This is a genomic window from Pseudoalteromonas sp. AWM4_233, assembly GCF_056158285.1.
Genome location: NZ_JBSWSZ010000006.1, coordinates 1 through 3,896 on the forward strand (window position 1 = coordinate 1; position 3,896 = coordinate 3,896).

Genomic DNA, 3,896 nt, shown 5'->3' on the forward strand with positions numbered 1-3,896 from the left:
ATGGCGACTGTGCTGGCTAAGCATGCCTGCGAGTGGGATCTGCGAAAGGACACTGTGGAGATCGCAGGGCCCTATTTAACCAAGGTGGCCGAAGTCGCCAGGCAGATATCTGGGGGTGAGCATGCTTAAGCCAGAGTTCATCACCTTCACCGGCATTGATGATCGCACGGACCTTACCCGTGCAGACAAGCTGGCCAGTCAGTATCCCATTCGAATGGGGCGTGCTGATGTCAGTGCACGCCCGGGATGCCCGGTTCCCGAGCAATCAGATGATTTCAGAGCTGACAGATGTTGCCGGCCAGAAATCTGCGCACTTGTGCGGTGATTACGCCTCCATCCTGACGATCTGCGGAACATTTCCGGAGCCGTTCAAACTTGGACGGTTCGATCGGGTTCAGGTTAACGGGCGCCGGGCGCAGACTCCGAACCTGACAAAGATCGCCAGTGATTCGAATTACGACGTGATCCTCCAGACCAGGAGCAAGGCGTTCAATACTGGCCAGCCGTTTTTCGAGCTGTTCGATTGCTCCGGAGGCCAAGGCCGTTTCCCAGAGGATATCCCTGCCCTACCCGGCACTGACCAGTTGGTCGGCTACTCCGGCGGCATCGGCCCGGCAACGGTCATCGACTACCTGAAGATGATCGAGGGCGAAGGCCGGTTCTGGATTGATATGGAAGGGCGAGTACGTTCCAACGGTTGGTTTGATCTCGATCTTGTCGAGAAGGTCTGCCAACAGGTTTACGACTAAGTTCAACAGTTTTGACCGGCTGGCACGCCTGCCTGCCAACCTGAATACCGCCAGCCGGTCACCCTATTCGTCCCGGATGAGCCCGGGAAACAGATAGACGGAGAATTACCATGCAGCGTTTTTTGAAAGAAGACATCAGATTCCGTGGAGACGAGCGCGAAAACGCGGCGTTCCAGGCGATCGCCAAAGCGTGGAATCAGATTCATCGACTGATACTTGCCCAGGGCAAGCCCTGCACTACCAACGTCATTGGTCACGGGATCTTTTTCATCTTTGATGGTGAGCTGCTGACCCACGAGTGGAATCGCGGCCACGACCAGCCCGACTTCAATGCTACTCATGCGCTGTATGAGTTCGAATCCGACGCGCACTCTCTGGAAGAGTTGCTTAAGGACATGGAGCAATGGCTGGCGGATCCGACGTTTATTTTCCCTGAGAGCGGAGAAGTGACCGTCGATCCCAGCCTGAACGAGCGCCTTGGCTTCAGCCCCGACAATCGCTTCCTTACCAACATCTCTGAGTGAGAGCCCGATATGGACGAAGAACTGAAAGAGCAGATCATCTAATTCCTGAAGGAAAATCTGACGCTGGATCTCGATACCAAGACAAACTACAGCGGCGGCATGGACGGTGGGTCGTTGTACGAGGACAGCAAAACTCTGAAGTTGCTGATTGATGGAGAAGTCATTTCTGAAATTGGGCTTTAACCCGCTATAGATTTACCGAATTGCTGGGCAGGCCCACGCCTGCCGCCTACCTGCCTACCGGGCCTGCCCAGCACCCTTTGCCATTGTCCTGCCCTTGCCCGCTCTGCGGGCTTTTTTGTGCCTGGCGTCCCGGCCAGCCGGGGCGCAAGCGGCCCTTTGGTGTGCATTGAGGCCGGTTGGCTACGCCACGGCTGCGCCGCGGATAATAAAACCTATATACACCTTGCAAGGTGTCTGTACTCTGCTAAAATTATTTACAGGTTAGGCAAACAAAGACAGGCAGGAGTAAGACCATGTTCTCAATCGAAGACATCGCAAACATCGACAAGACCACCCTCAAGACCCTGATCGAGCGTGAGGCTGACATCTTCGGCGTCATGAGCCTTGAGAGCGTTGAGCGGGACTTTCTGGAATACGCCAACGGGGAAGGCGCTTATGAAGATTTCCGTTCATGGCGTCAGGCATGGCGCGGCTACGTAGAGGCCCGCCGTGAAGAGCTGGAAGAGTTCGCTGCTGAAATGGAAGCACTGGAAGCGGCCAAGAGCCAGCCGGCCACCGAGGAAAAGGTTATCGGCACTGTAATGGCCCACGTACCGGCCAAGGTTTTCTCCGCAGAACATCAGATGGCCCTGTTTTAATCCATCCAGCGGGGCCCAGAAGGGCCCCAAAGCCTCTTTTCGGAGTTTTCGACCATGACCACACATCAGACACAAACACCCCAGGCGCCGGCACTAGAGAGCTATATCGTCCTAAACGAGCACACTCTCGGTTTCGTTGTCTCACCAAACATCATGGAAGTTCTTTCCGGTCCTGTCCTCAGAAGGCGGTCACGATCCGTTTAAGGGCCCCGTCTTCGTCAATCCGGAGACAGATCAACTTCGTCCGGCAACGCTGGCGGATTTTGCAGAATACCGTGTATGCCCTCGGGGGCATCTGCTCCCGATCTAACACTTTTCGGACAATGGCGGGCTAATTGCCCGCTTTCCCAAATTACAGCGCACCGTAAGCAGTCTGATTAGGGAACCATACCGGTTCAGCTATCAATCAGAGGACTATCAGTATGAGCAAAACCTTCACCACCAGCGTCTCTGCAGTCATTTTCACAGCGGCGAGCCTACTGGTGCTTTCGATTCAGTACACAGTGGGCCTTGTCGGAACGAGCCACTATTTTCTCGGGCACTTCTTCTTTGGCCTGGCATTCCCGTATCTGGGCGATGGCGTGTTCGCATTGCTTAGAGAACCTGCCAAGAAGCCAGCCAACTGGGTCATAGCCAGACCGGCCTTAGACCGCTTTCTGTCGAAGGTCATGGCGATAGTCACTGACTTCTATTGCTGGCTGGGGGTGATGACCTTCTGGCACTTCGGAAACGAGCTGTGGGAGGACCAGAAGGGCCGCCCCGTGTTCACCCTTGATGTAGACCACCTGATAGCCGGACTCATTCGGCCCTGGCGCTATCAGCGGTCATCTACGAGGCGATCCGGAAGCAATGGCCCCAGTTCTGAACCATCCCACCGTCGAACTTTCCGCAGGCTCTTATGGTCGGGCGATTGCCCGCCATGCGGGCCTGTGGCCCTTTTGCTGGCACCGAGGCCGTAAAAACCTGAACCCATTGTTTTTTTTAAACTCGACTACATCCAAATAAAAAAGCCCCGAAAACGAGGCTATTTGTATGGCAATTTTTAGGCTTTTAGAGGTTCAAAAAATGCAGATTATGCCCCCACTTTTGGTTCAATTCATATGCCTACTAAGAATTACCTTTTGACTCATTCTGTCTTAACCAAAGGTTACTTAGCTTTCCATTGTGCTTAATGGCGTGCACCAAAATAAAGCCATATTGGTCAAGCAAAAACAGCTCTTGCTTATCACTTTGCTCTTTTGTTTGGGTTGTCCTGATCCAATAGCCATCTTGATACTCTATATCAAACTTTTCTTGTATAGGGTTATCACTGTATCCATATACTTTTGAATGCTTGCATTTCCCTAACTGAAAAGTACATTCAAAAGGGGCGTAGTCAATTTTTGAAGCGCCCCTAAATAAAGACTCTGAAGTTAAAAGAGTCTCACCTTTAAGTGATCTTTGTTGGACCAAAGCACCAAAGTGATCCAATGTATGAAGTACAAAATTGGCCGTGTTATTTTCAAAATTTCTTAATTCATACAATACATGTTTTCTCGGAACTGCAGGCGTGTAAAGTTCAAAACTAAAACCAGCCTCTAATTTTGAAAGGTCAATCTGTTCTACAGTCTCTGGTGTTAAATATTGTCCTTCGTATGTAGACTTTTGCTCTTCAAGAATAAGCTGTAACTTATCGTCTAGCGCTTGAATGTTGAGTTGTTTCATTTTTAACAAATTACCCACCATTTTAGAAACGCTTTCGTTGATTTCTTTTGGTGTAAGGAGGTGCTGTGTAAGAGGTGAATCTAACCGTCGTTAACCTT

At 51.4% G+C, this 3,896-nt stretch carries 5 protein-coding genes; 4 read left to right on the top strand and 1 reads right to left on the bottom strand.

The window, feature by feature from the left end:
- Window positions 1-227 precede the first annotated feature (227 nt).
- The 4 genes from ACXAC4_RS17965 to ACXAC4_RS17980 all read left to right on the top strand — a co-directional run bounded on the left by ACXAC4_RS17965 (window position 228) and on the right by ACXAC4_RS17980 (window position 3,053).
- A complete protein-coding gene (locus ACXAC4_RS17965; RefSeq protein WP_475164294.1) occupies window positions 228-749 on the top strand; it encodes a hypothetical protein in 522 nt (173 codons plus the stop codon).
- Window positions 750-859: 110 nt separating this feature from the next.
- Window positions 860-1,273, top strand: a complete 414-nt coding sequence (locus tag ACXAC4_RS17970) for a hypothetical protein (protein WP_475164296.1) — start codon at window positions 860-862, stop codon at window positions 1,271-1,273.
- A gap of 476 nt (window positions 1,274-1,749) precedes the next feature.
- Entirely contained in the window at window positions 1,750-2,094 is a 345-nt protein-coding gene (locus ACXAC4_RS17975) for a hypothetical protein (protein ID WP_475164298.1), read from the top strand.
- A 422-nt stretch (window positions 2,095-2,516) separates the two neighbouring features.
- The gene (locus tag ACXAC4_RS17980) at window positions 2,517-3,053 is read left to right on the top strand and encodes a hypothetical protein (RefSeq protein WP_475164303.1); all 537 of its coding nucleotides are present in this window, start codon (window positions 2,517-2,519) and stop codon (window positions 3,051-3,053) included.
- Window positions 3,054-3,201: 148 nt separating this feature from the next.
- Here the strand turns inward: ACXAC4_RS17980 and ACXAC4_RS17985 are convergent, their stop codons facing one another.
- Window positions 3,202-3,807, bottom strand: coding sequence for a hypothetical protein (locus tag ACXAC4_RS17985; protein ID WP_475164307.1), 606 nt, complete (start codon window positions 3,805-3,807; stop codon window positions 3,202-3,204).
- Window positions 3,808-3,896: the final 89 nt, after the last annotated feature.